Origin of the sequence: Siminovitchia acidinfaciens, from assembly GCF_003605385.1 — a bacterium.
Taxonomy (GTDB): domain Bacteria; phylum Bacillota; class Bacilli; order Bacillales; family Bacillaceae_C; genus Siminovitchia; species Siminovitchia acidinfaciens.
Window position 1 is genome coordinate 449,713 of record NZ_QYTV02000003.1, and the last position, 25,527, is coordinate 475,239.

The window sequence follows — 25,527 nt, forward strand, 5'->3', positions numbered from 1 at the left end:
TGAGGTGATAATGAGTGAGCTTTTTTAAAAGACTGAAAGAGAAATTTACGACTTCCAGCGATTCCATTTCGGAAAAATTCAAGGATGGACTTGTTAAAACCCGTGATAATTTCTCCAATAAAATCAATGATCTCGTTTCTCGTTACCGGACGGTTGACGAAGATTTTTTTGAAGAACTCGAGGAGATACTAATCCAGGCAGATGTCGGTTTTGAGACAGTCATGGAACTCGTGGAAGAATTGAAAACGGAAGTCAAACGAAGAAATATAAAAGACCCGGCAGACGTCCAGTCGGTCATTTCTGAAAAATTAATAGAAATATACGAATCAGGGGAAGAAAATCTGAGCACCCTTAATATTCAGGAAGATGAACTCACAGTCATTTTGTTTGTCGGGGTGAATGGAGTCGGAAAAACCACTACGATTGGAAAGTTAGCTCATAAGTTTAAATCCGAAGGGAAAAGTGTACTTCTGGCAGCAGGTGACACTTTCAGAGCAGGCGCCATTGAACAATTGGAAGTATGGGGTGAGCGCGTCGGTGTCGAGGTTATTAAGCAAGCGGAAGGGTCAGATCCGGCTGCTGTCATGTACGATGCCGTGCAGGCAGCCAAAGCCCGGAAAGCGGAAATACTGCTCTGTGATACAGCAGGGCGTCTTCAAAATAAAGTCAACTTGATGAAAGAACTGGAAAAGATCAAAAGAGTGATTGAACGCGAAATACCGGGTGCTCCGCACGAAGTCCTCTTAGTATTGGATGCTACGACCGGGCAAAATGCCCTGATCCAGGCAAAAACATTCAGAGAAGCTACCGATGTCACTGGGATCGTGTTGTCGAAGCTTGATGGAACCGCGAAGGGCGGAATTGTGTTGGCGATCCGGAATGAGATGAATATTCCCGTGAAATTTGTGGGACTTGGAGAGAAGATGGATGACCTTCAAGAGTTTGATCCCGAAAAATATGTGTATGGATTATTTTCTGATGCAATTGAAAAGGCTGAAGACTGAGCTGGTTTTGAGATAAAGGATTTGAACTTGACACCACAGTATAAAGAGTATATTATTTAATGAGTGTAAAGGTTTTTTACTTAACGAGGTGGGGATTGAAGGTATGCTTGAGAAAACAACGCGAATGAACTTTTTATATGATTTTTATCAATCGTTGTTGACTCCGAAGCAACGCAGCTATATGTCCCTATATTACCGTGACGATTTTTCGCTCGGTGAGATTGCCGAAAACTATGGGGTCAGCCGTCAAGCAGTATACGACAATCTGAAAAGAACAGAAATTTTATTGGAAGAGTACGAGCAGAAGCTTGCACTGTTAAAGAAATTTGAAGAACGAAAAAAGCTTATCAGTTTGATGAGAAAAGGTATGACCGAAGTTCCAAATGACGGTGATAAGCTGAACCGTTATCTGGATGAATTAGAGGAATTGGATTAGGGGGCGGAGATCTTATGGCATTTGAAGGATTGGCCGACCGCTTGCAGACGACCATCCAAAAGATTCGTGGAAAAGGAAAAGTGACTGAAGCAGACGTTAAAGAGATGATGCGGGAAGTTCGTCTTGCACTTCTTGAAGCGGATGTCAACTTTAGAGTAGTCAAACAGTTTGTGAAAAAGGTAAGCGAAAGAGCGGTAGGTCAGGAAGTGATGAAAAGCCTCACTCCTGGTCAGCAAGTAATCAAAGTTGTTAAAGAAGAATTGACAGAGCTAATGGGCGGCGAACAAAGCAAAATTGCTGTCGCCAAACGTCCGCCGACTGTCATTATGATGTCCGGTCTGCAAGGGGCAGGTAAAACGACAACTACTGGAAAGCTTGCCAACCTGCTGCGGAAAAGCTATAACCGCAAACCGCTTCTCATTGCGGCGGATATTTACCGTCCAGCTGCGATTAAACAGCTTGAGACACTAGGAAAACAGCTGAACATGCCTGTTTTTTCACTTGGGGACAAGGTCAGTCCAGTTGAAATTGTCCGGCAAGGTATTGAAAAGGCCAAGGAAGAGCATTGTGATTATGTATTGATCGATACTGCTGGACGTCTTCATATTGATGAAGAATTGATGCAGGAGTTAAGGGATATCAAGGAATTGGCGCAGCCTGACGAAATATTTCTTGTTGTCGATGCTATGACTGGACAGGATGCTGTGAACGTGGCCCAGAATTTCAATGAACAGTTGGACATCACGGGAGTCATTTTAACCAAATTAGACGGGGATACCCGGGGCGGTGCTGCACTGTCTATCCGTTCTGTAGCCCAAAAGCCGATTAAATTTGTCGGTATGGGTGAAAAAATGGATGCCCTTGAGCCGTTTCATCCTGAAAGGATGGCCTCAAGGATACTTGGAATGGGCGATGTACTTACGCTGATCGAGAAAGCCCAGGCTAACGTTGATGAAGAAAAGGCCAAAGAAATGGAGCATAAGTTCCGGACGGCTTCCTTCACGTTCGATGATTTCCTTGATCAGTTGGGACAAGTTAGAAACATGGGTCCTCTTGATGAATTGATCAAAATGATGCCTGGTGCCAATAAAATGAAAGGTCTGGATAATATCCAGGTCGATGAAAAGCAGATTGGACATGTCGAAGCGATTATCAGATCGATGACGAAAGAGGAAAAGGAGCGTCCTGAAATCATCAATGCAGGCAGACGCCGTCGCATTGCAAAAGGAAGCGGAAGGACTATCCAGGAGGTCAACCGTCTGCTAAAGCAGTTTGAAGAGATGAAGAAAATGCTCAAACAGATGACTGGCATGCAGCAAAAAGGCAAAAAGAAAGGGTTTAAGTTTCCTTTTATGTGACCTGAAAAGCGGAAGCGCCTGTTTGAAAAGGCGTATATGCTAGGTTAACAAAACTAATTTTTAACGTGTTAAGAAAAAACACTTTACAAACAAAACACACATTGATAATATACTATTTTGTGTAAAACTTTTCGGAGGTGCTATGTAAAATGGCAGTTAAAATTCGTTTAAAACGTTTAGGAGCAAAAAAATCTCCTTTCTATCGTATCGTTGTTGCAGATTCCCGTTCACCACGTGATGGTCGTATCATTGAAGAAGTGGGAACATACAATCCAGTGGCAAACCCAGCGATTGTTGACATCAACGAAGAAAGTGCACTAAAATGGCTTCAAGATGGTGCTAAACCATCTGACACTGTACGCAACTTGTTCTCCAAACAAGGAATCATGGAGAAATATCATAACGCTAAAAATAGCAAATAATAGTGATAGATATGCAAGAGTTGATTATGTCGATTGTGAAGCCGATTGTTGATCATCCTGAAGATGTCCATGTACGTATGAATGAAGAAGAGAAACGTATTACTTATCACTTATCTGTTCACGAAGATGACATCGGAAAAGTGATAGGCAGGCATGGCAGGGTGGCAAAAGCCATTAGAACGGTCGTATACGCCGCAGCAGGATCAAAACAACATAAGAGGATTTATTTAGAAATCGACGAATAGGGGGGCCGAAACACCCCCCTTTTTTTGAACTTGTAAAAGGAACAAATGCGGAGGCGGGGAGTCTGTTACTCGATAGGCGCTGGCCTCTCAAAACCCTATATCCTTGAAAAAGCTGACGCTTTTCCTTCGTACGATGTAATGCTGTCGCAGCTTTCCTTGTCCTGTGGCTTCGGCTGCCTAGGACATCCTGACCGTCGGAGCTGGACGTAGAATAATCCGAATAGAGCTTTAAACTTTATAGTTTCCTAAAAACGAGAAAACTAAGGCGGAGGATGAGATTGTGAAAATTATCCAAACAGTCACCGTCAAACAGGTTTTAACTGAAAAGAGCAGAGAAGAACTTTCTTCAAAATATATGGTTTCAAAACAACAGCTGCAAAAGGAATGTGACCAACTTCTTTTTGAAATGAAAAAACTTGAAAGAACCAAGAAGTTCTCACCAGCAGGTCTAAAAGCTCAGTTTGATAAAGAAATCGATTTACGCAAGGAGAAAATAAGGCTTATTGATTTTCAAATAGAGCAGCTTGGGATGCTTCCGTACGGAAGTGAACTAAAGGACCAGGATGTACAAGTATTGGTTGATATCCAAGTGGGAGACCAATGGGAAAATGTCGTCAATGGTAAAACAATCATTGTAAAAGACGGCATTATTGCAGAAATCAGGGAGAGATGAAGATATGGACAACTGGTTTAATGTTGGGAAAATCGTTAATACACATGGCGTCCGCGGAGAAGTGCGGGTCATCTCCTCAACCGATTTTCCAGATGAAAGATATGCCCCCGGCAGCACCCTTTATCTATTCCTCGGAAACCATCAGGAACCGACTCCATTAACAGTGAAAACACATAGAAAGCATAAGAGCTTTGACCTTCTGAGTTTTGAAGGATATGACAATATCAATGATGTAGAACCTTGGAAGCAATCCTTCTTAAAAATAAAAGAGGACCAGTTGAGTGAACTGGAAGAAGGAGAATTTTATTTTTTTGAAATCATCGGCTGCCACGTTTATACCGAACAGGGTGAGGATATAGGGATCATTAAAGAAGTTTTGACCCCTGGCGCAAATGACGTATGGGTTGTCAAAGGGAAAAACGGAAAGGACATATTGATTCCTTACATTCCAGATGTGGTTAAAGAAGTATCCATCGAAGAGAAAAAGGTCATCATAGATCCTATGGAGGGTTTACTGTCATGAGGATCGATATATTGACCCTGTTTCCTGAAATGTTTTCCGGAGTATTCGGGTCTTCTATTTTAAAAAAGGCTGCAGAAAAAGATGCAGTCTCTTATCACGTTACCAACTTTAGAGATTTTTCCACCGATAAGCATAAAACTGTCGATGACTACCCATATGGCGGAGGCGCAGGAATGGTGCTTAAGCCGCAGCCAATCTTCGACGCGGTGTCCCATGTCCAGAAAGACAGCGGGAAATCACGTGTCATTTTACTGTGTCCTCAGGGCGCTCGTTTCGACCAAAAAAAAGCGGAGGAATTGGCAAAGGAAGATCACTTGGTCTTCATTTGCGGACATTATGAGGGGTACGATGAACGTATCAGGGAGCATATTGTTACGGATGAGATTTCTATCGGAGATTTTGTTTTGACAGGCGGGGAGCTGGCGGCAATGGTTGTCGTAGACTCTGTTGTACGATTGCTGCCGGGTGTGCTGGGGAATGAAAATTCTGCTCCTCAGGATTCCTTTTCAACCGGCTTGCTGGAACACCCCCATTATACTAGGCCTGCCGACTTTTGCGGAATGAAGGTTCCAGAGGTCCTCTTGTCGGGAAACCATAGCAAAATACGAGACTGGAGGCATAATGAGTCATTAAAAAGGACTAAAAATCGCCGGCCCGATCTCTATGAAAAATACATCAGTAATGAAAGTGAAAAAAACGGTCCTGATGTTTGAAAACTGATTGTAAATGAAGTTGCAATATGATATTATTACCTTTGTGACTGTGACAATTTCGGATTGTCAGTCTGTAACTACGGTGTTCCGCTGCGAGTAAATCTTTTGCAAGAGCATCGGTTGGAAGGAGATGAATACGATGCACAAATTAATTGAAGAAGTGACTAAAGAACAATTGCGTTCAGATCTTCCTGCATTTCGCGCTGGTGACACAGTTCGTGTTCACGTGAAAGTTGTTGAAGGAACTCGCGAGCGTATCCAGTTGTTTGAAGGTGTAGTCATTAAACGCCGTGGCGGCGGAATCAGCGAAACATTCACTGTCCGCAAAATTTCCTACGGTGTAGGTGTTGAGCGTACTTTCCCTGTTCATACACCAAGAATTGCTAAGATCGATGTCGTGCGTCGCGGTAAAGTTCGCCGTGCGAAACTTTACTACTTGCGTAAACTACGCGGTAAAGCAGCTCGTATTAAAGAAATTCGTTAATACTCACGCTTGGTTTCTTAACGGAAGCAAACCTTGCTTAGATATGAAAATCCGTTGATAAAAAGGGGCTTGGGTTCAAGCTCCTTTTTTATCGTTTATAGAATTCAATATTTATAATTTGTTACTCGGGACATGCTACGTCCAACTCCGACGGTCAGGATGTGCTAGTGCAGTAGCAGCGACAGGATGTCGTTGCTATGAGCTTGCCAATTACCATAGCTTGACGAGGTTATATGTCAATCGCTTCTGAAGGCAAACTACGCCATTGTCAGCGATTGTTTTATGCTAGCCCGCGCTAAACAAGCCGTTTCTGCATTTCAGTTCATTCTGCACATCGATGAACAGGCGGTGCGCATTTTGTAATTTTTCGAGATGACAAGTATAAAAGTGTTTTTACCAATTAATATACTGTACAATAAATAAAGAAGAGATAACTTTCGCTTACTTCTTTAGTTGATGATTGGATGGTGACGATATGGCAAAGGAGAAAAACGAGCTTTGGGAATGGACAAAGGCCTTGCTCATTGCTGTTGGATTGGCTGCAATTATTCGATACGCTTTTTTTACTCCGATAGTTGTAGATGGATTTTCAATGATGCCGACCTTACATAACGGGGATCGAATGATTGTAAACAAACTCAGTAAGCCCGATCGGTTTGATATCATTGTATTTCATGCGCCTGAGCAGAAGGACTACATCAAACGTGTGATTGGACTGCCGGGCGATACAGTTGAATATGTCAATGATACGCTGTACGTTAATGGCAAGGCATATGATGAGCCATATTTGGAAGCCTATAAAGAGCAGACCCCTGAAGGCCCTCTGACTGAAGACTTTACTTTGGAAGAGATCACGGGCGAGAAGACTGTGCCTGAAGGCGAGCTTTTCGTGATGGGTGACAACAGGCGCTCGAGTAAAGACAGCCGCCATATCGGAACAATTTCAATGGATAAGGTCATCGGTGATACACAGATTGTGTATTGGCCCATAAAAGATATAAGAATTGTAAAGTGATGATGGAGTGATTGTCATGACAATCCAATGGTTTCCCGGCCATATGGCAAAAGCACGTCGGGAAGTAACGGAAAAATTAAAGCTGGTAGATATCGTTTTTGAGTTGGTGGATGCAAGGCTGCCTGTTTCATCTGCGAACCCGATGCTCCAGGAAATTATACAGCAAAAGCCGCGTCTTATACTTCTGAATAAATCGGACATGGCAGATTCGGAAATGACAGGGCAGTGGATTCGTCGCTTTTCGAATGAAGGGAATAAAGCGCTCGCAATCAACTCCCAGGCAGGCAGGGGGCTGAACGAAATTGTAAGGGCTGCGGAAGACCTTCTGAAGGAAAAGCGGGATCGACGCAAAGCAAAAGGCTTGAAGCCAAGAGCTATCAGAGCGATGATCATTGGTATTCCAAACGTTGGGAAGTCCACGTTAATAAACCGGCTGGCGAAGAAAAATATTGCCAAAACAGGCAATACCCCTGGTGTTACAAGAGGCCAGCAATGGATTAAAGTCGGAAAGGACTTGGAGCTCCTTGATACCCCAGGGATTTTATGGCCAAAGTTTGAAGACCAGGAAATAGGCTATAAGCTTGCATTGACAGGTGCTATCAAAGATTCGCTTTTGAATATGCAGGATATTGCTGTTTTTGCACTCCGCTTCCTTGAAGCCCATTATCCGGAAAAATTGAAAAAAAGGTTTCAGCTTGAAGAACTGCCTGAGGACATGGTCGATTTATTTGACCATATTGGAAGACTTCGCGGATGCCTGACATCCGGTGCGGAAGTTGACTATGAAAAAACCGCAGAGACAGTGGTCATGGATGTTCGGACACAGAAGCTTGGCAATATTACTTTTGATATGCCTGACGATATCTTTGAATGAGACCCGAGAGGGTCTTTATTTTTGAACAAATTCGTGATTGCATGAAGACTTTGGGTTGTGCGTGACAGGCACGCCTATTTGCAAACGATAATTTCACATGAGAGCCACTGTTGATTTCCGTTCCAGGCGGACGCTTTTGCGGGGTCTCAAGGCCTACGCTACTCCCGCAGGACCCAGAAATAGCTTCTTTGAATAAGCATCTCATGAAGGAAATGCGGAGCATTTTCGAGGAGTCGCCGCCTTCCACTGCAACCAATGTATCAGATTTCTATGCCTCGGGCTAATGCTAGATGAATGCCCAATATCAATTTATATAGATGTATTTCAAAAAAATGAATAAATGAATATCTATTTTTTTCAAAGATTGAAGGGTGAAATTTTAACCTATGAAAACTTATACAATCACACAAATAAAAGACGCTTTGGCTGAAATTAAAAATGAGAACGACCCGGTAATTCTACAGTTGCAGTCGGATTCTCGAAAAGGCGTCCAAACACTTTTGAACAGATGGAAATCTGAAAAAGAGAAGGAACGCGAAGAGCTTGAGCGGTATAGACGAATGTTAGTGCATGAAAACCGGCTAAGAAGACAGGGGTTCGAGTGGATTTGCGGTATAGATGAAGCCGGACGAGGACCTTTGGCGGGCCCGGTTGTTGCTGCAGCAGTCATATTAACAGAAGAAGCCGAAATTCCCGGGTTGGATGACTCTAAAAAGCTGAGCGAAGCAAAACGTCTTCAGCTTTTTGACCGGATTCATGAAGATGCAAAGGCTATAGGGGTTGGAATCATATCTGCCGAAGATATTGACAAATATAATATTTATGAAGCTGTGAAAAAAGCGATGAAGCAGGCTGTCAGTGAGTTGGCGTTCCAACCGGACTTTTTGCTCGTAGACGCGATGAGAATAAATGCTCCCTATCCACAGGAATCCATCATCAAAGGCGATGCAAACAGCATTTCCATCGCAGCAGCTTCCATTATTGCAAAAGTAACACGTGACCGGCTCATGGTTGAATATGATCAAAAATATCCTGAATATGGGTTTGCTATACATAAAGGCTATGGAACGAAATCTCACCTTGATGCATTAAAAAAATGCGGTCCATGTCCAATTCATCGTCAATCTTTTGCTCCAGTTCAGGCGGCCAGGAAATAATTCGAAGGAGTGGGCGAATTGGATATTCATGCTTTAACAGCAGAATTGTTTCAAACAGTCAGATCCAATCAAAACAGACCGCTCACTTTGCGGCCGGGGGAAATATTTTTTGCGCAGGTTCAGAAAATATTTCCGAACCAGCATGCAGAAATACAGCTTGGGGCACACAAATTGATTGCCAGGTTGGAAGCGCCACTGGAAAGCGGAAAAGGCTACTTTCTGCAAGTTGAGCCAGGACAAGGTGAGCCCAGGCTAAAATTGATTGGTACGAAACAGACAGATAGCCTCGCCACCATGCGGCAATTATCTATTCCAAACGAAAAAGGCTTCCATGTACTTGCTGAATTTTTAACAAAGGAACCGATCAGTTTGACGCGGGAGCAGATCCATCTGGCGGGACAGTGGGTTGGTGACGCAGCGGATAAAGACCTCGCTTTGCGAGTCGTTCAGCTGATGAGCAGTAGAGACATGCCTTTTTCGGAAAGCATTTACAAGTCTCTTATTGCTGCCTTAAGTAAAACCCCAATGGCTGAAATAATAGCCTCCTTACGTGCAGCTTTGATTTTGGAAGGAAATTCAGAACCTGCTGTACAGAGGATTTTGGATTTGATCAATACATTAGGGAAAGATTCAGGGCAAAATAGTTCAACCAATGAACAAAATACGCGGCTTGGAAAAAAAGTAAGCCAGACAGAGAAGGGCCAAACGGTTTTGAATAAGGAAGCGAGTCGAAAAGGTACAAATATTGATCCGGCGGCGTTACGGGGGAATGAGGCAAGCCAAAAAAGCTCGACCATAGAGTCCCATGTATTTCAGGGGAAAGATGCTTTGACAAGAATAAAGCAATCGATTCGACAAATGGGCCTGTTTAGTGAGCATGCCATCATTCATAACAGGGATGTTAACGGGGCGGAGACTCTGAAGTCCCTGCTTATTCAGTATCTAAGTCGCTTAGACGTCAAGACAAATCACATCGCCAGACATGCCGCTGAGCAGCTTCTTCATAGGATGGACGGCCAGCAGCTTTTATCCGTGGATTCGGGTCCGGTCCAGCAAATATTTTTTGACCTTCCGATAGATTTATATGGACATCGCACCGACCTTACAATGCAGTGGGAGGGAAAACGCCGTGAGGACGGGAAAATCGATCCGGACTATTGCAGGATAATGTTTTATCTGGACTTAGTTAACCTGGACAAGACAGTGGTGGATGTGAAAATTCAAAACCGGATTACTAATATTACAGTCATTAATGAATCATCGGAAATAAAAGCAATTGCCGGTGTGCTTATTCCTAATTTAAAGAAACGGCTAAAAGATCTTGACTATGAATTGTCCTCTGTCCATTTTAAACAGCCTGCCAGACAGAAAATGAAAAAATGGCAAGATATTGGTTCAAAACCGTATTCGGGAGTTGATATTCAAATATGAAAAGCTATCGACATTATCCGAAAATAAAGGAAGCAGTTGCACTTGGAGGCCAGTTAGATGATGGAAACGCACCTGTCGTACTGGCAAAGGGAAAGGGTGTAACTGCCGAAAAAATCCTGGAGGCGGCAAAGGAAAGCGGAATACCTGTTCAACAAGATGCAGCGCTTGTTGAACTGCTTGGGCAGCTTGATTTAAACGAAACAATACCTGAGGAGCTTTTTGAAGCAGTGGCGGAAGTTTTTGCGTTTATTTATCGACTTGATCAGAAAGTGGGTGAAAGCAAAAAATAGTGCAACCATAAAAAGTGGACTTCCTGACGCCATTTTAATACAATAAACACGCAATCTATTTTTTTCATAGTAACGATAGGAGGACGGAAAATGAATATCCATGAATATCAGGGTAAAGAAATCCTTAGAAAATACGGAGTATCTGTACCTAGTGGAAAAGTTGCTTTCACCGTGGACGAAGCAGTGGAAGCTGCAAAAGAGCTCGGTTCTAGTGTCACTGTCGTAAAAGCTCAAATCCATGCCGGTGGACGCGGTAAAGCTGGCGGGGTGAAAGTCGCGAAAAATTTGGATGAGGTTCGTACATATGCTAATGAGATATTAGGCAAGACACTTGTTACGCATCAGACAGGCCCTGAAGGAAAAGAGGTAAAGCGCCTGTTGATTGAAGAAGGATGCGACATAAAGAAGGAGTACTATGTCGGTCTTGTCGTTGATAGAAGTACTGATAGAGTGGTCTTGATGGCTTCTGAAGAAGGCGGTACGGAAATTGAGGAAGTTGCGGAGGAAACACCAGAAAAAATCTTCAAAGAAGTGGTTGATCCACTCGTTGGTTTAACTGGTTTTCAAGCGCGCAGAATAGCATTCAATATCAATATTCCTAACGAACTTGTCGGTAAGGCAGCTAAATTCATGATCAGCCTTTATAATGCCTTTGTTGATAACGATTGTTCAATTGCCGAAATCAACCCTCTTGTTGTTACAGGTGATGGAAATGTAATTGCTCTTGATGCAAAATTAAATTTTGATGATAACGCTTTATTCAGACACAAAGATATCTTAGAATACCGTGATCTGGATGAGGAAGATCCAAAGGAAATCGAAGCGTCAAAATACGACCTAAGCTACATTGCTCTCGATGGAAATATCGGATGCATGGTTAATGGAGCAGGTCTTGCCATGTCAACCATGGACATCATTAAACATTACGGCGGAGAACCCGCTAACTTCCTTGATGTTGGGGGCGGAGCCACTGCTGAAAAGGTAACGGAAGCGTTTAAAATCATTCTGTCCGATGAAGCGGTAAAAGGAATTTTTGTCAACATTTTCGGCGGTATCATGAAGTGTGACGTTATTGCCAGCGGAGTAGTCGAAGCTGTTCAACAGGTTGGATTAGAAGTGCCGCTTGTCGTTAGACTCGAGGGGACAAATGTCGATAAAGGAAAAGAAATCCTTAATCAATCCGGCTTGAACATCACTGCTGCAGATTCCATGGCAGATGGCGCACAGAAAATCGTCGAATTGGTTAAATAAGCTAAGTAATTGTTGTCGTTCAATCATAGATCATTTGAAAGGCAGGGAAAATCATGAGTGTTTTTGTCAATAAGGACACAAAAGTAATTGTACAGGGAATTACAGGCTCAACAGCCCTTTTTCATACAGAACAAATGCTTGAATACGGGACAAAGATCGTCGGGGGTGTGACACCTGGTAAAGGCGGTCAGGAAGTGGCGGGAGTTCCCGTTTTCAATACAGTGGAAGAAGCGGTAAAGGAAACAGGAGCAAATGCATCCGTCATCTACGTGCCGGCTCCATTTGCAGCCGATGCAATCATGGAAGCGGTCGACGCTGAATTGGACTTGGCCATCTGCATCACTGAACATATTCCAGTATTGGATATGGTGAAAGTGGTCAGTTATATGGAAGGCAAGAAAACTAGGCTTGTCGGTCCGAACTGCCCGGGGGTCATCACTCCAGAAGAATGTAAAATTGGCATCATGCCCGGTTATATTCATAAAAAGGGACATGTCGGAGTTGTCTCCAGATCCGGTACATTGACATATGAAGCTGTACATCAGCTTTCAGAAGCAGGAGTAGGCCAGTCAACAGCAGTTGGAATCGGCGGAGACCCTGTTAACGGAACGGATTTCATCGATGTATTGAAGGCGTTCAATGAAGACCCTGAAACAGAAGCTGTCATCATGATCGGTGAAATTGGCGGAACAGCCGAAGAAGAGGCAGCAGAGTGGGTAAAAGCGAATATGACAAAGCCGGTTGTAGGATTCATCGGTGGACGTACTGCGCCTCCAGGAAAGAGGATGGGACATGCTGGAGCCATTATTTCAGGAGGAAAAGGAACGGCAGATGAAAAAATCCGCGTAATGAATGAATGTGGAATCGAAGTAGCTGAAACTCCTTCAGTGATCGGTGAGACTTTGATCAAGGTCTTGAAAGATAAAGGTCTCTATGAAAAATGTAAAACACATTAATTGATTTTTAAGGCCCCTCTTATAGAGGGGCTGCATTATAAATAAAAAAATAATAAGGAAGTGATCTGAATCTTTACAGAAAGGCTGCTCCATTTGATCCATTGTCCGCAATTAGGGAATGCAGCTATAAGGAACTTACTCCACCATGATCCCAATTTGTCAAACCTTTATTCTTTTTCATCCTCAAAACTTCAACAACTTCTTCAATTGAAAAATTCCTCCATGAAAATATTTTCCAATGACTTTCAGAAAGTTGATGTAAAAAGGATTCTAGAAAAGTACCGTGCCAATGACATATCCATTGTGACTATCTACGACAATGAATATCCGGAGATGCTTAAAGAGATTTATGATCCGCCTCTTGCTCTGTTCACCTTGGGGGAAAAGTCGCTCCTAAAAAGGAACTCTATTGCGATAGTCGGAGCGAGAACGGCCGATGTGTATGCTAAGCAAGCAATTGAGTCACTTTTGGGTCCCCTTTTGGAAAGAGACATGGTTATTGTCAGCGGTCTGGCCAAGGGTACAGATACTTTTGCTCATAGACTGACAATCCAACTGGGTGGGAAGACAATTGCCGTATTAGGCGGGGGCTTCTTTCATTTATATCCGCCTGAAAATAAGCAGCTGGCGGAGCAGATAAAGAAGGGCCATTTACTAGTTTCGGAATATCCACCGATATGGCGACCGCAGAAATGGTATTTCCCGATGAGAAATCGGATTATTAGCGGCCTAGCCAAAGGCACGGTGATTGTCCAGGCTAAAGTGAGAAGTGGATCCCTAATTACAGCGGACTATGCACTTGAAGAAGGCCGGGAGGTTTTTGCTGTGCCTGGACCCATAGGGGCTCCTCTTTCAGAAGGGACAAACAAGCTAATACAACAAGGCGCCAAGCTTGTCACTTCAGGAAACGATATCCTGGAGGAACTATATATGGATTGAGTTTTTTCTTGGCTTAAAATCAAAAAAACTTGCAATTTTGCGGAAAGTGGGATAGATTCATCAAAAGAAGCTTGGAACAGGCGCTCTCCTTTTGCAAAAATAGAGATGCTGTTTTTTATAGATATTTGTTTGAAAATATACTCTCTTTGTCCAGCCTCAGCGCCCAGCGACTAGCAAACTTCGCCCTTCTGCACTTTGATGAGTCAACATCGGCTCCGACGGACAGGACGTCCTAGTGCCGCCGAAGCCACAGGATGTGGCGTTCTGAGGCGGCCTTCGTCGCCGTGTTTCCTTTTTCTCATTGCGGAGAGCTCAGTTTGTATGTCGCTAAAAGGGCGCTTGCGCTTTTCTTAATGTCTAGCTGCAGACGGCAGGGGCTCTAGGCCGCTTCGGTCCAGCCAATGAAGTCATAGAACGACTTCACTGTCTGGCCCTTCGACGGACAGAACGTCCTAGTGCCGCCGAAGCCACAGGACGTGGCGATTTAAGGCGGCCAGCGCTTGTCGCCCCTATACAGCCGTCTTCCGCTTTTCTTAATGTCTAGCTACGGCGCCTAGCCCCTCGAGGTCATAAGCCCGCAAAGAAGACTACTCATGGAAGAATGTGCTCCTGTGCCATAGCTTATTCGAGGAAGCCTTGTTCAGCTCGTCGCAAAGCTGCACGAAGCATATTCGATGATGCAATCACATGACGTGATTGAAGTCAGTTGCTTCCCTGTGGTGGCTGAAGATCTGCCTCCTCGGGAATTGTCTTATGCTTGTCGGGGCTGAACGAGGCGTCTTCGCTTTTCTTAATGTCTAGCTGCAGACGGCAGGGGCTCGAGGTCGCTTCGGTCTAGCCAATGAAGTCAAAGAACGACTTCACTGGCTAGACCTCCAGCGCTTGTCGCCCCTAAGCGTCCGTCTTCGCTTTTCTATACGCCTGTTCTATTTCTTTCATTGACAAACATAACATACACGTATAAGATTTATTCTGATTTATTGAAATTACCTCTGGGGAGGATTTTTGCATGTCGGATTACTTGGTAATAGTGGAATCGCCGGCTAAGGCGAAGACCATTGAAAGATATTTAGGGAAAAAATATAAAGTGAAAGCATCCATGGGACATGTTAGGGATTTGCCGAAAAGTCAAACGGGTGTAGATGTTGAAAATAATTATGAACCAAAATATATTACTATCAGGGGAAAAGGCCCTGTTTTAAAAGAATTAAGGACTGCAGCCAAAAAAGCTAAAAAAGTGTATCTGGCAGCTGACCCCGATAGAGAAGGAGAAGCTATTGCCTGGCATTTGGCGCACAGTCTTGATGTTGACATTAAGTCAGACTGCCGTGTCATTTTCAATGAAATTACAAAAGATGCAATCAAAGAATCTTTTAAACACCCCCGTCCAATTAATATGGATCTTGTTGATGCACAGCAGGCAAGAAGGATATTGGACAGACTTGTAGGGTATAATATCAGCCCGCTGCTCTGGAAGAAAGTGAAAAGAGGGTTGAGTGCCGGCAGGGTGCAGTCAGTGGCAGTCCGGCTTATCATAGATAGGGAAAATGAGATTAAGAAATTTGTCCCTGAAGAATACTGGTCAATTGAAGGGTTGTTTAAAAAAGGAAAAGATCAATTCCAAGCCAACTTTTATGGCGTTAATGGAAAAAGGCACAAGCTGCAATCTGAAAGTGATGTAAAAGAAGTCCTTGGAAAAATAGACGGAAGCAGTTTCCTAGTCAAGTCCGTGACAAAGAAAGAAAGAAGAAGAAACCCTGCCCGTCCGTTTACAACGTCTTCACTTCAACAGGAAGCTGCGAGAAAGCTGAACTTTAGAGCCAAAAAAACGATGATGCTCGCGCAACAATTATATGAAGGGATCGACTTGGGAAAAGAAGGTACGGTAGGTCTCATCACATATATGCGTACGGATTCCACAAGGGTTTCCGATATCGCTGTAAAGGAAGCAGCCGAATATATTACAAAGCAGTATGGGAAGGAATATTTAGCAACCGGAACACGTAAGGAAAAAAAACAGGCAAATACCCAAGATGCGCATGAAGCCATCCGTCCTACAAGCACCATGAGAGGGCCAAATGATGTCAAAGCCTATCTTAGCCGTGATCAGTTGAGACTTTACAGGTTAATATGGGAACGTTTCGTTGCAAGTCAAATGGCGCCTGCAGTCATGGACACGATGACTGTCGACCTGACAAACGGCGATGTCATATTCCGTGCAAATGGATCTCAAATAAAGTTTCCCGGTTTCATGAAGGTTTATGTAGAAGGCACCGATGATCAGTCGGAGGAAAAAGAAAATGTGTTGCCTTCTTTTGTCGAAGGTGAAAAAGTTGCATCTGAAAAACTGACTCCAAAACAACACTTTACCCAGCCACCTCCAAGATATACAGAAGCGAGGCTGGTCAAAACTTTAGAGGAACTTGGTATAGGAAGACCTTCGACATTCGCCCCTACGCTTGATACGATTCAAAGACGGGGATATGTCGCATTGGATAACAAACGTTTTGTGCCAACGGAACTCGGTGAGATTGTTACTGAACTAATGATGGAGTTTTTCCCGGAAGTACTTGATGTAGAGTTTACAGCTAATATGGAAAGCAATCTGGACGAAATTGAAGAAGGCCATGTCGCTTGGGTCAATATTATAGATGAATTTTATAAAAAATTTGAAGTGAATTTAAAAAAAGCGGAAATTGAAATGAAAGAAGTTGAAATCAAGGATGAATATGCCGGGGAAGACTGCGAGCAATGCGGTAACCCAATGGTCATCAAAATGGGCCGTTTCGGCAAGTTCATGGCATGCAGCAATTTCCCTGATTGCAGAAATACAAAACCGATTGTAAAAGAAATCGGTGTAAAGTGCCCAAAATGTAAAGAAGGCAATGTCATCGAGCGAAAAAGCAAGAAAAAGCGGATATTTTATGGTTGCGACCGATACCCTGAATGTGACTTCCTATCCTGGGATAAGCCGATCAATCGCCCTTGTCCTAAGTGTGATGAGCTTCTGGTTGAGAAAAAGCTCAAAAAAGGAAAGCAGGTCCAATGCGTCAAATGTGACTACAAAGAGGAACCACAGCAATAACGAAAAGCGTAAGACGGCTGCTTAGGGGCGACGCAGGCCGCCTCAAATCGCCACATCCTGTGGCTTCGGCAGGCTCAGAACGCGACATCCTGTCGCTTCGCTTACACTAGTACTTCCTGTACGTCGGAACCGATGTTGACTTATCGTAGGAAAGCAGCTTACTTGGATAACCTAGTCGTGCAGCTTTTAAACAAGGTGAGCAGAGCTTCCACGAAGCCGCTGGAGCACTGAAGGAAGTCTGCCAGTATCAGTTGCTGGAGCCTTGAATCTAGTCAATAGTCCTAATCGCCTTTTGTCTCTTAGAATCAGGTGAGTGCAAACAAGCACTCACCTTTTCTTGAGGATAAAAAGATTTATTCGCTGGGCTCTTTTTTACCCTGTAGAGGAAATCAAAAGTATTAGATAACACAACCCCTTTACTAAAGTGCGCATTGTTTTTATTTATCTCCCATTTAGGGTAAAATGCTATAGGAATTATAGTGCGCAGTTTGTGAAAGAGTGATCATACACTGGAGGTTAACGTAAAAATGCAATCTGTAAATATTATAGGAGCGGGTTTGGCAGGCAGTGAAGCAGCCTGGCAGATAGCCAAAAAAGGAATCGAAGTCAATCTGTATGAAATGAGGCCTGTTAAGCAAACTCCTGCGCATCATACAGATAAGTTTGCAGAGCTGGTCTGCTCGAACTCATTAAGGGCCAATTCCCTTACAAATGCAGTTGGTGTACTGAAAGAGGAAATGAGAATCATGGATTCGCTCATTATTAAAGCAGCCGACCAATCATCAGTTCCGGCGGGTGGAGCACTTGCTGTTGACAGGCATGATTTTGCCGGATACATTACCGAGCAGATTCGCAGCCACCCTCTTATAACAGTACATAACGAAGAAATAACTGATATTCCTCCCGGTATAACGATCATTGCTACAGGTCCGTTGACGAGTGACAGCCTATCTAAAAAGCTGCAGGAGTTAACGGGAGAGAATCATTTATATTTTTACGATGCGGCGGCGCCTATTATTGAAAAAGACAGCATAGATATGGATAAAGTTTATTTGAAATCCCGTTACGATAAAGGCGAAGCGGCTTACCTGAATTGTCCGATGAACGAAGAAGAGTTCAACAGGTTTTATGAGGCATTAATTGAAGCCGAAACAGTCCCGTTAAAAGAATTCGAGAAAGAAATATTTTTTGAGGGCTGTATGCCGATAGAAGTAATGGCCCAAAGAGGAAAAAAAACAATGCTTTTTGGACCTATGAAGCCAGTGGGGCTGGAAGATCCCAAAACTGGAAAAATTCCCTATGCAGTTGTCCAGCTAAGGCAGGATGATGCAGCGGGAACCCTTTATAATATAGTAGGGTTTCAAACCCACTTAAAATGGGGACCGCAAAAAGAGGTATTACGCCTGATTCCAGGTTTGGAGGAAGTTGAGATAGTCCGCTACGGAGTCATGCACCGTAATACTTTTATCAACTCTCCAAAAGTATTGGAACGGACGTACCAATTTAAAGAAAGTCCTAATCTGTTTTTTGCAGGACAGATGACAGGAGTCGAAGGGTATGTGGAATCGGCAGCCAGCGGCTTAGCTGCAGGGTTGAATGCAGCATTGTTGGCAGAAGGAAAAGAACCGGCTGTTTTTCCGAAAGAAACAATGATTGGAAGTCTTGCCCACTATATTACGTCCACGAGCGCAAAAACATTCCAGCCGATGAATGTCAATTTCGGTCTGCTTCCGGAACTCCCTCAAAGAATAAAGAACAAAAAATTAAAATATGAGCAATATGCAGAACGTGCATTAAGTGGCATCCGACACTTTTCCGAAAATATATAGTATTCTTTGCGTGGAAAAGTGAATTGTGATAATATTTAGAAGTCTTTAAATTGAGGTGGAAAGATGAAGAAAGATATTGTAGATGCCATCAAACAATTTTTGGAATACCTGCAGATTGAGAAAAATTATTCATCTTACACAATCGAATTTTATAAAAAAGACATTGAGCATTTCACCGTGTTTATGAACGAGCAAGCTATTGAATCACTTAATAAAGTTGAATATTTTGATGCCAGACTGTATGTGTCGTCATTATACGAACAGCAATATGCGAGGACTAGTGCAGCAAGGAAAATATCAAGCCTGCGCAGTTTTTTCAAATTTTTATTAAGAGAAAAATTTGTTACTGAAAATCCATTTATGCTAGTCATTCAACCAAAAAAGGGAATAAGGCTCCCCAGCTTTCTGTATGAAGAGGAGATGGAACAATTATTCGCTGCATGCGATGATTCGACCCCTTTGGGCAAGCGTAATCTTGCCCTCATGGAGTTGTTGTATGCAACTGGTATCCGAGTTAGCGAATGTGCAAATATCCAAATAGACGACGTGGATTTTGACTTTTCGACAATCCTTGTAAAGGGGAAAGGCAAAAAGGAACGTTACGTCCCTTTCGGATTTTTTGCTTCGGAGGCTCTGGAACGCTATCTGAAAGACGCAAGAGGCCTGCTTGTAGACCGCGCGGGCCATCGGAGTCTTTTTGTGAATTCCAAGGGAGGACCATTAACAGCAAGGGGAATCCGCTTTATCCTCAATGATGTAATGAAAAAGGCATCCATATCAGGTAAAATTCATCCCCATATGTTCAGGCACAGCTTTGCAACACATTTGCTAAACAACGGTGCCGATATGAGGACAGTCCAGGAATTATTGGGGCACGCTCATTTATCATCCACCCAGGTTTATACACACGTTACAAAGGAACACTTAAGAAAAACATATATGAACAGCCACCCACGGGCTTGAAGGTGCAAGGAGGTTTTATAATGAATGAGTTCCATGCAACAACAATATTTGCCGTACATCATAAAGGCAAAAGTGCTATGGCCGGCGATGGGCAAGTGACATTTGGAAATGCAGTTGTAATGAAACATACTGCGCGAAAGGTCCGTAAATTATTCAACGGTAAAGTGTTGGCTGGCTTTGCCGGTTCTGTTGCCGATGCTTTTACCTTATTTGAAAAGTTTGAAGGGAAGCTTGAAGAGTTTAATGGCAATTTGCCCAGGGCAGCAGTTGAGCTTGCTAAGGAATGGCGCAGCGATAAAGTGTTAAGAAAGCTGGAAGCTATGCTCATTGTTATGGATGAAGAACATTTGCTGCTAATTTCTGGTACGGGTGAAGTGATTGAACCGGATGATGGTATTTTGGCGATAGGTTCAGGGGGCAATTATGCTCTTTCAGCTGGCAGGGCATTGAAAACATATGCAGCAGAACACTTGACTGCAAAGGAAATGGCAAAAGCAGCTTTAGAAATAGCTGCGGATATATGCGTCTACACAAATCGACAAATAATTGTCGAAGAATTGTAACACATGTCGAAGCCGCAATGCGTTACTGTAGAGGAGGGACAATTTTGACAGTTGCTACTAATGGAGCAGGCATGACTCCGAGACAAATTGTTGAAAAGCTTGATCAATATATCATCGGTCAGAATGAAGCAAAAAGAGCTGTGGCGGTAGCACTGCGGAACCGTTATCGCCGAGGACTATTGAGCGAGGAATTAAGAGATGAAATCATTCCGAAGAATATTTTGATGATGGGCCCTACCGGTGTTGGAAAGACTGAAATTGCACGACGATTGGCAAAAATGGTTGGAGCACCGTTCGTAAAAGTGGAAGCAACCAAATTTACCGAAGTGGGATATGTTGGCCGGGATGTTGAATCAATGGTGCGTGACCTGGCAGAAACATCCATCAGGATTGTAAAAGAGGAAAAAATGCAGGAAGTAAAGGGACGTGCGGAGAAACAGGCGAACCGCCGCCTTGTAGAGCTGCTCGTTCCTAAGAAAAAAAAGGCGGAAAACTTTAAAAACCCGTTTGAAATGATCTTTGGAGGGGCCCAGCAGACCGAGAGCGCATCATCCCAGGATGAACAGGAAGAATTGGGCATCCGCGAAAAAAGAAGAATTATTCAAGAAAAGCTTGAGCAAGGAGAACTTGAAAACGAGATTGTGACAGTGGAGGTTGAAGAGCAGCAGCCTTCCATGTTCGATTTGTTTCAAGGCTCCGGGATGGAACAGATGGGAATGAATATGCAGGATGCTTTAAGCAGCCTGATGCCCAAAAAGCTGAAGAAGCGGAAACTCCCGGTAAAAGATGCACGGGTAGTCTTGACAAATGATGAAGCTCAAAAACTAATAGATATGGATGAAGTGACCCAAATGGCTTTGTTTAGGGCCGAGCAGACTGGTATCATCTTTATTGATGAGATTGATAAAATTGCCAGCAAAGGGCAATCTTCATCTGCAGATGTATCAAGAGAAGGTGTTCAAAGGGATATCCTTCCAATTGTCGAAGGGTCCACTGTAGTAACAAAATACGGCCCTGTCAAAACTGACTACATCTTATTTATCGCAGCTGGGGCTTTTCATATGGCAAAGCCCTCTGATTTGATCCCTGAGCTTCAAGGGCGCTTCCCTATTCGGGTTGAGCTTGAGAAGTTGACCGTTGAAGATTTTTATAAAATATTAACAGAACCGGATAACGCCCTAATTAAACAATATTCGGCATTATTAGAAACCGAAGGTATACAAATCGAATTTTCTGACGATGCTATTAACAGACTTGCAGAAATCGCCTTTGATGTGAACCAGAACACGGATAATATCGGAGCGCGGCGCCTGCACACAATTATGGAGAAACTGCTTGAAGATTTGTCGTTCGAAGCCCCGGATGTTACTATGGAAAAGATTGAAATTACCGCTCAATATGTAAACCAAAAACTTTCAGCAATTTCAAAAGACAAAGATTTGAGCCAGTTTATTTTATAATAAATGAATTAATTTTCGTTGGAACTATGGAAATCTAGGAGGAGAAATAATGGAATTATTAACAAGGACTAGGACAATTAATGCAATGCTGCAAAGAGCTGCAGGTAAACCAGTAAACTTTAAGGAAATGGCTGAAACATTATCTGATGTAATTGAAGCCAATGTATATGTTTTAAGCAGACGTGGTAAGGTTCTGGGATATGCTGTTCGTCAGCAGATCGAAAACGACAGAATGAAAAGTATGCTTGAGGAACGCCAATTTCCTGAAGACTACACGAAAAGTTTGTTCAACATTTCCGAAACTTCTTCAAACATTGATGTCAACAGTGAATACTCAGCTTTCCCTGTGGAAAGCAAAGATTTATTTACTACAGGACTGACAACAATTGTTCCGATCATTGGCGGAGGAGAAAGGCTTGGAACATTGATATTAGCAAAACTTGAGCAGGAGTTCGTCAATGATGATCTAATTCTTGCCGAATACGGAGCTACAGTCGTCGGAATGGAAATTCTTCGCGAGAAAGCGGAAGAGATCGAAGAAGAAGCTCGCAGTAAAGCTGTTGTCCAAATGGCGATCAGTTCCCTTTCATACAGCGAACTGGAAGCAATCGAGCATATCTTTGAAGAGCTTAATGGAACAGAAGGACTGCTTGTTGCATCTAAAATTGCTGACAGAGTCGGAATTACAAGGTCTGTTATCGTAAACGCACTTAGAAAATTGGAAAGTGCCGGAGTCATTGAGTCTCGTTCACTAGGAATGAAGGGAACTTATATAAAAGTTTTAAACTCCAAGTTCCTGGTCGAATTGGAGAAATTGAAATCCAACTAACTGTCATAGATAATAAAAACGCTCGAAGATCTTTGATCTTTCGGGCGTTTTTTTCTTCGTTTTAATAGGTCTTAAGTATCAAAATTCGGCATTTTCAACAAAAGTTCATCAAGAAACCTCATGCATGTATAGACGGGATATGACAAAAAGATTACAATAGTGGATAGTTTAGGAAAAAGAAAAATTTGGCAGGTGTGTAATTTGAAACTCTTCTCCGGCAGTTTTCATACGATAGAACGTTCTTTGAACTATTCTGCATTGAAGCATGAGATAACAGCCCAAAACATCGCCAATGCAGATACCCCGAACTATAAGGGGAAGAAAGTCAGCTTTGAAAAAGTCTTTAATGATACGATTTCTGCCGCAAAAATTCGTATTACCGACCCGCGTCATATAAAGGGTTCCAGGCAGATTAATCCAGCCATCACCCTATCCGACAGGCGGGTCCAATACAGTCATAACGGCAATAATGTCGATATTGATAAAGAAATGTCGAATCTTGCGTCTAATCAAATTTATTACAGCATTTTAACAGAAAGATTAAGCGGCAAGTTCAATTCATTACAAAATGTGATTAAGGGAGGAAAGTAATAGTGACAATGTTCCACTCAATGGGAATTTCTTCCTCTGCGTTAACAGCACAGCGTCTCAGATTGGATGTTATTTCCTCCAACATGGCAAATGTCGATACGACGAGGGAGAAGCTGGTTAACGGCGAATGGCAGCCATATAGGCGGAAAATGGTTGTTATGCAGCCAAATGAGAATTCATTTTCTTCGGTCCTTAATAAAGCGATTGGCGCTCGTTCCGCTAATAATACTTCTTCAGGAGTGAAAGTGACGAGAATTGTCGAAGATCAAACACCATTTAAAATGATCTATGATCCCGAACATCCTGATGCCGATGAAAATGGTTATGTATATCAAACCAACGTCGACCCACTGCGCGAGATGGTGGATATGATCAGTGCTACAAGGTCATACGAAGCAAATGTCACAGTCTTCAATGCAACAAAAGCAATGCTGATGAAGTCGCTTGATATAGGAAAATAATTGATCAGGAGGCAATAGACAATGCAGATAAATCAACTAGTCTCTCATTTGCCCAATACAATTTCAATAAATGGAAATTCAAAGAAAACTGAGATTGAAAATTTTAATAAAGAAAATAATTTCGGGAATTACTTGAAAAATGCAATCCAGGAAGTAAACCAACTGCAATTACAATCAGATAAGGCAACAAATATGCTGGCAGAGGGAAAGAAAATTGATTTGCACGAAGTGATGATCGCCGGCCAAAAAGCTTCCATATCCATGCAGGCGGCACTGGAAATTCGCAATAAGGCTGTTGAAGCATACCAGGAAATCATGCGAATGCAAGTGTAACCGGAATGTTTAAGGGGACTACCAATGAAAGATTTACTGATTAAGCGTTTTTCATATTTAAAAGAGTATTGGATACAAAGGACAAAAAAACAAAAGATTATTTATATTTCCTCGGCCCTTATTTTGCTTTTATTAATCATATTTCTAACAGTTTTGTCAACGCGTACCACCATGGTTCCGCTTTATACAAACTTGTCTCCTTCTGAAACAGGTGCTATTAAAGAGGAATTAGACACAAGAGGAATCAAATCTGAGATTACGGAAAATGGTTCAACGATACGGGTGCCAGATGGAAGTGCAGAGACTTTGATGGTCGAGCTTGCAGCCGAAGGAATCCCTAAATCAGGAAATATTGATTACTCTTTCTTTAGCGAAAACGCCGGTTTTGGGATGACAGACAATGAATTCAATGTATTGAAACTTGATGCGACTCAAAATGAGCTTGCAAATCTCATAAAAAGCATCGACGGAATAGACGATGCAAATGTAATGATCACCATGCCGGAAAAAAGTGTCTTTGTAAAAGAGAATAATGAAGAAGCATCGGCATCAATTATTTTACATACAAAGCCGGGGCATGATTTCAACGAGAAGCAAATTAAATCCCTGTACCATCTGGTCTCCAAAAGCGTGCCAAATTTACCAACGGACAACATTGTCATTCGGAATCAGTTCCTGGAATACTTTGATTTGAACGATGGTTCTTATGCCGACAGTGGAATTGACCAGCAAATGAAAATTAAGGAGCGGCTGGAAAGGGATATCCAGCGTCAGGTTCAGCAAATGCTAGGAACATTGATGGGCCACGATAAAGTGTTGACCTCCGTTACAGCAGATATTGATTTCACCCAGGAAAACAGGGAAGAGAATCTTGTTACTCCGGTAGATGAAGAAAACATGCGTGGAATTGCCATTAGTGCACAAAGAATCACGGAAACATTTTCCGGAGATGAGGCCCAAGCAGGCGGCATTCCACAAGGCGGCGATCCGGCAGACAGTGGAGCCAGCCAGTATCTCGAAGGAAGCGGAAATTCTGGTGATTACGAACGGTCCGAAGAAACACTGAATTACGAAGTAAACAAAGTGCGCAAGGAAATAGTGGAGAGTCCCTATAAAATTCGTGATTTAGGTATTCAGGTAATGGTTGAACCTCCAGAGCCTGAGGAGCCGGCCTCTTTTCCGGAAGAGAGAAGGGAAGATATACGGCAGCTTCTTTCCACTATTGTAAGGACGTCCATTGACAAGGAAAGTGGCACCGACATATCTGATGCTGCAATCGATGAAAAAGTTGTTGTATCTGTACAACCATTCAATGGAAATATGGATCGTACGGAATCCTCATCACAAACTGGCCTGCCTTGGTGGGGATATATCCTCGGAGCAATTGTTCTTGCCGGCATTGCTGTTCTAATAATCCTTTGGACAAGAGCAAGAGCTAGAAAAGCTGAAGAGTTGGAAGAAATAGCTTTAATTGCTGAAGAGGCACCTGCGGCACCTGTACAACCAACCCTTGAGGAATTAGCGGCTAAGAAAGCAGCGGAAAATCGCGAGCAACTTGAAGAATTAGCAAAAGAGAACCCGGAACAATTTGCCAACCTGCTGCGCACATGGCTTGCTGAAGAAGAGGAGGAAATTTAGAGGA

27 protein-coding genes are annotated in these 25,527 nt (G+C 42.9%); all 27 read left to right on the plus strand.

From position 1 onward, the window contains the following. Positions 1-14 precede the first annotated feature (14 nt). A complete protein-coding gene (gene ftsY, locus D4T97_RS09470; RefSeq protein ID WP_126049991.1) occupies positions 15-1,004 on the plus strand; it encodes a signal recognition particle-docking protein FtsY in 990 nt (329 codons plus the stop codon). A gap of 103 nt (positions 1,005-1,107) precedes the next feature. Continuing rightward, positions 1,108-1,440, plus strand: a complete 333-nt coding sequence (locus D4T97_RS09475; protein ID WP_126049993.1) for a putative DNA-binding protein — start codon at positions 1,108-1,110, stop codon at positions 1,438-1,440. Between the two features lie 14 nt (positions 1,441-1,454). After that, on the plus strand, positions 1,455-2,798 hold the full coding sequence (ffh, locus tag D4T97_RS09480; protein WP_126049996.1) for a signal recognition particle protein: 1,344 nt from the start codon (positions 1,455-1,457) through the stop codon (positions 2,796-2,798). Between the two features lie 149 nt (positions 2,799-2,947). After that, positions 2,948-3,220 (plus strand): 30S ribosomal protein S16, encoded by a 273-nt coding sequence (gene rpsP / locus D4T97_RS09485; RefSeq protein ID WP_126049998.1) that lies wholly within the window; start codon positions 2,948-2,950, stop codon positions 3,218-3,220. 11 nt (positions 3,221-3,231) lie between these two features. Next, positions 3,232-3,465, plus strand: coding sequence for a KH domain-containing protein (locus D4T97_RS09490; RefSeq protein WP_126050000.1), 234 nt, complete (start codon positions 3,232-3,234; stop codon positions 3,463-3,465). Between the two features lie 280 nt (positions 3,466-3,745). Further along, the gene (locus D4T97_RS09495) at positions 3,746-4,138 is read left to right on the plus strand and encodes a YlqD family protein (RefSeq protein ID WP_126050002.1); all 393 of its coding nucleotides are present in this window, start codon (positions 3,746-3,748) and stop codon (positions 4,136-4,138) included. Between the two features lie 4 nt (positions 4,139-4,142). Then, positions 4,143-4,661, plus strand: coding sequence for a ribosome maturation factor RimM (rimM, locus tag D4T97_RS09500; protein WP_126050004.1), 519 nt, complete (start codon positions 4,143-4,145; stop codon positions 4,659-4,661). Further along, a complete protein-coding gene (trmD, locus tag D4T97_RS09505) occupies positions 4,658-5,374 on the plus strand; it encodes a tRNA (guanosine(37)-N1)-methyltransferase TrmD (protein ID WP_126050006.1) in 717 nt (238 codons plus the stop codon). The genes rimM and trmD overlap by 4 nt, the downstream gene beginning before the upstream one ends. 139 nt (positions 5,375-5,513) lie before the next feature. Next, positions 5,514-5,858, plus strand: coding sequence for a 50S ribosomal protein L19 (gene rplS, locus D4T97_RS09510; RefSeq protein ID WP_126050008.1), 345 nt, complete (start codon positions 5,514-5,516; stop codon positions 5,856-5,858). A gap of 475 nt (positions 5,859-6,333) precedes the next feature. Then, complete coding sequence (lepB, locus tag D4T97_RS09515) at positions 6,334-6,873, plus strand: signal peptidase I (RefSeq protein WP_126050010.1); 540 nt, start codon at positions 6,334-6,336, stop codon at positions 6,871-6,873. A gap of 16 nt (positions 6,874-6,889) precedes the next feature. Then, the gene (ylqF, locus tag D4T97_RS09520; RefSeq protein WP_126050012.1) at positions 6,890-7,747 is read left to right on the plus strand and encodes a ribosome biogenesis GTPase YlqF; all 858 of its coding nucleotides are present in this window, start codon (positions 6,890-6,892) and stop codon (positions 7,745-7,747) included. 386 nt (positions 7,748-8,133) lie between these two features. Beyond that, positions 8,134-8,904, plus strand: a complete 771-nt coding sequence (locus D4T97_RS09525) for a ribonuclease HII (RefSeq protein WP_126050015.1) — start codon at positions 8,134-8,136, stop codon at positions 8,902-8,904. 18 nt (positions 8,905-8,922) lie between these two features. After that, positions 8,923-10,335 (plus strand): hypothetical protein, encoded by a 1,413-nt coding sequence (locus tag D4T97_RS09530; protein ID WP_126050017.1) that lies wholly within the window; start codon positions 8,923-8,925, stop codon positions 10,333-10,335. Continuing rightward, complete coding sequence (locus tag D4T97_RS09535) at positions 10,332-10,625, plus strand: EscU/YscU/HrcU family type III secretion system export apparatus switch protein (protein ID WP_126050019.1); 294 nt, start codon at positions 10,332-10,334, stop codon at positions 10,623-10,625. Before D4T97_RS09530 ends, D4T97_RS09535 begins: the two co-directional genes overlap by 4 nt. Before the next feature lie 90 nt (positions 10,626-10,715). Then, positions 10,716-11,876, plus strand: coding sequence for an ADP-forming succinate--CoA ligase subunit beta (sucC, locus tag D4T97_RS09540; protein ID WP_126050021.1), 1,161 nt, complete (start codon positions 10,716-10,718; stop codon positions 11,874-11,876). Between the two features lie 53 nt (positions 11,877-11,929). After that, positions 11,930-12,832 carry a succinate--CoA ligase subunit alpha gene (gene sucD, locus D4T97_RS09545; protein WP_126050023.1) on the plus strand — a complete coding sequence of 301 codons (903 nt, stop codon included), beginning with the start codon at positions 11,930-11,932 and terminating at the stop codon, positions 12,830-12,832. A 222-nt stretch (positions 12,833-13,054) separates the two neighbouring features. Then, positions 13,055-13,771: a DNA-processing protein DprA gene (dprA, locus tag D4T97_RS09550; protein WP_126050025.1), complete on the plus strand. Its 717-nt coding sequence runs from the start codon at positions 13,055-13,057 to the stop codon at positions 13,769-13,771. Positions 13,772-14,780: 1,009 nt separating this feature from the next. Next, positions 14,781-16,856: a type I DNA topoisomerase gene (gene topA, locus D4T97_RS09555; RefSeq protein WP_126050027.1), complete on the plus strand. Its 2,076-nt coding sequence runs from the start codon at positions 14,781-14,783 to the stop codon at positions 16,854-16,856. Positions 16,857-17,383: 527 nt separating this feature from the next. Then, positions 17,384-18,685 carry an FADH(2)-oxidizing methylenetetrahydrofolate--tRNA-(uracil(54)-C(5))-methyltransferase TrmFO gene (gene trmFO / locus D4T97_RS09560; RefSeq protein ID WP_126050029.1) on the plus strand — a complete coding sequence of 434 codons (1,302 nt, stop codon included), beginning with the start codon at positions 17,384-17,386 and terminating at the stop codon, positions 18,683-18,685. A 63-nt stretch (positions 18,686-18,748) separates the two neighbouring features. After that, entirely contained in the window at positions 18,749-19,648 is a 900-nt protein-coding gene (gene xerC, locus D4T97_RS09565; RefSeq protein ID WP_126050031.1) for a tyrosine recombinase XerC, read from the plus strand. Between the two features lie 20 nt (positions 19,649-19,668). Continuing rightward, complete coding sequence (gene hslV / locus D4T97_RS09570) at positions 19,669-20,211, plus strand: ATP-dependent protease subunit HslV (protein ID WP_126050033.1); 543 nt, start codon at positions 19,669-19,671, stop codon at positions 20,209-20,211. Between the two features lie 71 nt (positions 20,212-20,282). Next, positions 20,283-21,671 carry an HslU--HslV peptidase ATPase subunit gene (gene hslU, locus D4T97_RS09575; protein ID WP_126050277.1) on the plus strand — a complete coding sequence of 463 codons (1,389 nt, stop codon included), beginning with the start codon at positions 20,283-20,285 and terminating at the stop codon, positions 21,669-21,671. Between the two features lie 49 nt (positions 21,672-21,720). Next, positions 21,721-22,500: a GTP-sensing pleiotropic transcriptional regulator CodY gene (codY, locus tag D4T97_RS09580; RefSeq protein ID WP_126050035.1), complete on the plus strand. Its 780-nt coding sequence runs from the start codon at positions 21,721-21,723 to the stop codon at positions 22,498-22,500. Between the two features lie 201 nt (positions 22,501-22,701). Beyond that, positions 22,702-23,091: a flagellar basal body rod protein FlgB gene (flgB, locus tag D4T97_RS09585; RefSeq protein WP_126050278.1), complete on the plus strand. Its 390-nt coding sequence runs from the start codon at positions 22,702-22,704 to the stop codon at positions 23,089-23,091. A gap of 8 nt (positions 23,092-23,099) precedes the next feature. Beyond that, entirely contained in the window at positions 23,100-23,552 is a 453-nt protein-coding gene (flgC, locus tag D4T97_RS09590; RefSeq protein ID WP_126050280.1) for a flagellar basal body rod protein FlgC, read from the plus strand. A gap of 21 nt (positions 23,553-23,573) precedes the next feature. Then, a complete protein-coding gene (gene fliE / locus D4T97_RS09595) occupies positions 23,574-23,885 on the plus strand; it encodes a flagellar hook-basal body complex protein FliE (RefSeq protein ID WP_126050037.1) in 312 nt (103 codons plus the stop codon). A 24-nt stretch (positions 23,886-23,909) separates the two neighbouring features. Next, entirely contained in the window at positions 23,910-25,523 is a 1,614-nt protein-coding gene (fliF, locus tag D4T97_RS09600) for a flagellar basal-body MS-ring/collar protein FliF (protein WP_126050039.1), read from the plus strand. The last annotated feature ends 4 nt before the right edge of the window (positions 25,524-25,527 follow it).